4 protein-coding genes are annotated in these 4,552 nt (G+C 41.2%); 3 read left to right on the top strand and 1 reads right to left on the bottom strand.

Annotation, left to right across the window (positions count from 1 at the left end; all coding sequences use genetic code 11):
• Positions 1 to 189 precede the first annotated feature (189 nt).
• A complete protein-coding gene (zapE, locus tag QMA00_RS18570) occupies positions 190 to 1,278 on the bottom strand; it encodes a cell division protein ZapE (protein ID WP_008465128.1) in 1,089 nt (362 codons plus the stop codon).
• A 133-nt stretch (positions 1,279 to 1,411) separates the two neighbouring features.
• On the opposite strand from zapE, the gene QMA00_RS18565 reads away from it, so the two are divergent.
• The 3 genes from QMA00_RS18565 to QMA00_RS18555 all read left to right on the top strand — a co-directional run bounded on the left by QMA00_RS18565 (position 1,412) and on the right by QMA00_RS18555 (position 4,491).
• Entirely contained in the window at positions 1,412 to 1,846 is a 435-nt protein-coding gene (locus tag QMA00_RS18565; RefSeq protein WP_008465126.1) for a YhcB family protein, read from the top strand.
• A 122-nt stretch (positions 1,847 to 1,968) separates the two neighbouring features.
• A complete protein-coding gene (locus QMA00_RS18560) occupies positions 1,969 to 3,321 on the top strand; it encodes a Do family serine endopeptidase (protein ID WP_008465125.1) in 1,353 nt (450 codons plus the stop codon).
• Positions 3,322 to 3,408: 87 nt separating this feature from the next.
• Complete coding sequence (locus tag QMA00_RS18555; RefSeq protein ID WP_262977136.1) at positions 3,409 to 4,491, top strand: trypsin-like peptidase domain-containing protein; 1,083 nt, start codon at positions 3,409 to 3,411, stop codon at positions 4,489 to 4,491.
• Positions 4,492 to 4,552: the final 61 nt, after the last annotated feature.

Here is a 4,552-nt window from a genome sequence, read left to right as displayed (position 1 = left end):
TATCGCTCAAAGCCGACCTATAGAATAATTGCTTTAACACGTTTTGGGGCAGAAATGTGTTAGCCGAACGTCCCCCTTGTTTAAGGATAGCGTTGCATCGACCAGTTGATCTCACAGCTCATAGCAGCCTGTCAGATTTAATCAGTTTTGCTCGAGACCCGCAGCCCGTCGCCCACTAACCTTCGTATTTTAAGCTAAATGCTCTCGGGCTAAATATTCTAACGATTGCATTTCTTGCAGGCGACTAATACAGCGTTTAAATTCAAAGTTTAAATTGCCTTGTGTATAGAGCTCGGTAATGGGTTTTTCTGCAGAGATAATTAAGGTAACGTTACGCTCATAAAACTCATCTACCAACGCAATAAAACGCCTTGCTGCATCATCATTATTTTGTCCAAGCTGTTTTACGTTTGATAAAATCACCGTGTTATATAATCGGCTTATTTCCATGTAATCCACTTGGCTACGCGCGGTTTCACACAGTTCACTAAATTCAAACATAACGATGCAATCAGACACCTTGCGGGTTTTGATCATCCGCCCTTCTATTTCAATTGGGGTGTCTACTTTACCGGCCTCAGGGGAGAGCTTATCAAAGTATTCAAATAGGTTTTTATCAGCTTGCTCATCAAGCGGGCTGTGAAAAATTTCTGCTTGTTCCAGTGTACGTAACCGGTAATCAACACCGGAATCTACATTTACTATTTCAGTATGCTTATTCACTAAGGCAATAGCCGGTAAAAAACGAGCGCGTTGTAAGCCGTTGCGGTATAAATCATCAGGTATAATATTAGAGGTTGCAACCAACACAATACCACGAGCAAATAGCGCCTCCATTAAACCACCGAGCAGCATGGCATCGGTAATGTCTTGAACAAAAAACTCATCAAAACAAATTATGTCTGTTTCTGCTTTAAAAATATCGGCAACTGTTTCTAATGGGTTTGCTGTGTTGTTTAACTTTTTAAGCTCGTCGTGTACTCGGTGCATAAAACGGTGAAAATGCACTCGCATTTTTCTATCGCCCGGTAAAGCTTCGTAAAAAGTATCAACAAGGTAAGTTTTACCACGGCCTACGCCACCCCAAAAGTATAAACCTTTAATGGGAGCTGGCTCTGCTTTATTAAAAAGCTTTGCAAAAAAGCCTTTAGATTGTGGTTTTGCTTGTGTTAAATCGTCGTATAAACGCTGTAAATGACGAACTGCATTTTCTTGTGCTGCGTCATGTACAAAGTCATCGCGTTGAAGGTCTTGCTGGTATGTTTGCCAAGGAGTCATATCTATTTACAGTTAAAACACAGTTTAATTTGTAAAGCATATTAACACGCATCAATACTCAGGGTATATTAGACTTAGTATGAATTATTATTGAACTAAATTTTTTTAGTTATTTTCGCATAGAGGTGAATTTATGGGTACATTTACATGGGTAGGATTAGTGGTAGTAGTTGCTATTGCTGCATTTTTCGTTGGTGCCTTTGTCACTAAAAAACAGTTTAAACATGATGAATTAGAGCAACAAGCAGAGCAAGCTAAGCATTCGCTTGAGCAGTATCGCCAAGATGTTGCCGACCATTTAGCGAATACTGGTAAGTTAGTAAACAAAATGAAAGAAAACTACGATCAGTTATTAAGTCATGTTGAAGAAACTAATCAACTGTTACTTGAAGACAGAAATAAAGCCCCTGCTGAACCGTTTTTCTCTAAAGAAACCACCGAACAGTTACAAGCGTCATTAAAAGAACGTAGTTCAGATCGCTCAAACGCCGATGCCCAACCAGCTGATTATGTGTCGGGTAAATCAGGATTATTTGCTGGTGATGTGAATACTTCTAAAGCATCTTGATGAACTTTTTTTTGACCCCATAGTCTTTAGATATAACAGCTTTGTTGTTTTATCTTACTGATATACTTTTTTGAGGCTGCTTATTGCAGCCTTTTGCTTTTTAAGTGGAGTAAACCCTGACTATGAAAATGAAATTATCACTTATCAGTGCTGCTATTTTATCTACCAGCTTATTACTAAGTCCAACCGCCTCGTTTGCTAAATTGCCGGTTGCCGTTAATGGTCAACAATTACCAACACTTGCCCCTATGCTTGAGCAAATTACCCCAGGTGTAGTGAGTATTCAGGTTTCAGGCTCTAAAGAGGTTCGCCGACGCGGTGACCCGCTCGATTTCTTTTTTGGCAACCCGCAGCCACGTAGCCAAAAGCGCCAGTTTAGTGGTTTAGGCTCAGGAGTTATTATTGATGCTGACAAAGGTTATGTCGTTACTAACAACCATGTAGTGCAAGACGCTGAAAAAATGGTAGTCACCCTTGAAGATGGCCGCGAATATGAAGCAACAAAAATTGGTAGCGATAAAGAGTCTGATATTGCGCTACTACAAATAGACGCAGATGAATTAACCGCAGTAAAGCTAGCTAACTCAGATGACTTACGTGTCGGTGATTTTGCCGTCGCAATTGGTAACCCTTTTGGTTTAAGCCACACGGTTACCTCAGGTATTGTTAGCGCATTAGGCCGCAGTGGCTTAAATATTGAGGGTTACGAAGATTTCATTCAAACCGATGCCGCGATAAACCAAGGTAACTCAGGTGGGGCTTTAGTTAATTTAAACGGTGAGCTGATTGGTATTAATACCGCTATTTTAGGTGCATCAGGTGGAAATGTGGGGATTGGCTTTGCTATTCCGTCAAATATGATGAAAAACCTAGTTGATCAAATTGTAGAGCATGGTGAAGTACGCCGTGGTTCGTTAGGTATTTCAGGCCGCCCTCTTGATGCAGGTCTTGCTAAAGCACAGCAGCTTGATGTTAAACAAGGGGCTTATGTTATGCAGGTAATGGATGACACCGCAGCCAGCAAAGCGGGAATTAAAGCAGGCGATGTAATTATTAGCATTAACGGCAGTGAAATTAGCGGATTCCATGAGCTACGCAGTAAAATTGCCACCTTAGGTGAGGGTCGTGAAGTACAGTTGGGGATTTACCGTGACGGTAAAGTTAAAAATGTGGAAGTAACCCTAGATGGTGCATCAGGCATTACCGCTGCGGGCGAAGAGTTACACCCAGCATTCCAAGGTGCAACGCTTGAAAACGTGAAGAAGAACAAAATGAAAGGGATTGAGGTGACCTCTGTCGACCCTCGTTCGCCATCAGCACGAGTAGGCCTTGAAGAAGGCGATGTTATTGTGCAAGTAAACCGTCAACGAGTAGAAAGCATTCGCGACATGAACAAAATTATCGAAGATATTCAAGGTAATATTGTGTTAGGTGTAAAACGCGGGCGTGAGTCTATTTTTGTATTAATTCAGTAATAATACAATAAAAGTAACAGCGGCACTTGCCGCTGTTATTTTTTTTGTGCCATCATAAAGGGATTGCTCACTAACAATAAGAATACCGTGCTAAAACTTCTAAAATTTGTACTTCCTCCTCTATTTGCCGGTTTAGGCATTGCTTTTTTAGTGGTTTTTTTTAGCCCTAACATGCGCACTGCATTGCTACCTAACGTGCCGCTACCTAGTGCAATGACTGCAAGTCATTTGAGCTTTTCGGATGCGGTTAAACGCGCGGCACCATCGGTTGTCACCATTTTTTCAGAAAGCATTTCTAAAGAGCCACGCTATAAACGCCAAAATACGGTGCAAGAGCTTGGTTCTGGGGTGATCATGTCACCTGACGGTTATATTTTGACTAATTACCATGTGATCAATAATGCCGATCAAATACTGGTTATTCTTACTGACGGCAGACGTTTTTTTGATGTGCAACTCATTGGCTTTGATACTATTACCGACTTAGCATTATTAAAAATAAATGCCAATCACCTGCCTGTTATACCCGTTAACGATAACTACACTTCGAGTGTAGGCGATTTAGTATTAGCCATCGGAAACCCACTTAACTTAGGGCAAACCATTACTCAGGGGATCATTAGCGCCACCGGTAAGCAAAAAATTACCGACAGTCCTTACAATAACTTACTGCAAATGGACGCTGCTATTAACGTAGGTAACTCTGGTGGTGCACTGGTAAATTCTAATGGCGATTTAGTAGGGATCACCTCTGCCCAGTTTAAAACCCGTGAAAACTTAAATATACAAGGCATCTTTTTTGCGGTGCCTTACACCTTGGCAAAAGAGGTAATGGGCAAACTTATTCGCCATGGTCGTGTTGTGCGTGGCTATTTGGGCTTTGAAGGCATAGCGGTAGACAGTACAGGTAAAGAGGTCAATGATAGCTTAACGCCCGTTGCAGGCATGCGTATTACCAACCTAGACCCTTTAGGCCCTGCATGGCAGGCGGGTATAGAAGAGCAAGATATTGTGATTAAAATTGCTGGGCTTTCAGTGGCTAATCCACAAAATGTATTGAAAAAAATAGGCAGTACCGAACCGGGGAAAGAAATTGAGTTTGAGCTATACCGTAACGGTAAAATACAAAAAATAATGGTGAAAGTAGCAGAGCTTGAAACCAAGCTATAAAGCGCTTATTTAACCTGAACTCTGGTTAAGAGATTTACTAACATATTGAATCAAAATGATA

It is taken from the genome of Pseudoalteromonas sp. APC 3694 (assembly GCF_030407565.1).
GTDB lineage: Bacteria > Pseudomonadota > Gammaproteobacteria > Enterobacterales > Alteromonadaceae > Pseudoalteromonas > Pseudoalteromonas tetraodonis.
The sequence above is the reverse complement of the archived record's forward strand: the minus strand, read 5'-3'. Positions and strand labels throughout refer to the sequence as shown.

What these genes read in the sequence shown, in the direction of transcription:
- QMA00_RS18560 (WP_008465125.1), top strand. Translation starts at nt 1,969, where the DNA reads ATGAAAATGAAATTATCACTTATCAGTGCTGCTATTTTATCTACCAGC.
- zapE (WP_008465128.1), bottom strand. Translation starts at nt 1,278, where the DNA reads ATGACTCCTTGGCAAACATACCAGCAAGACCTTCAACGCGATGACTTT.
- QMA00_RS18565 (WP_008465126.1), top strand. Translation starts at nt 1,412, where the DNA reads ATGGGTACATTTACATGGGTAGGATTAGTGGTAGTAGTTGCTATTGCT.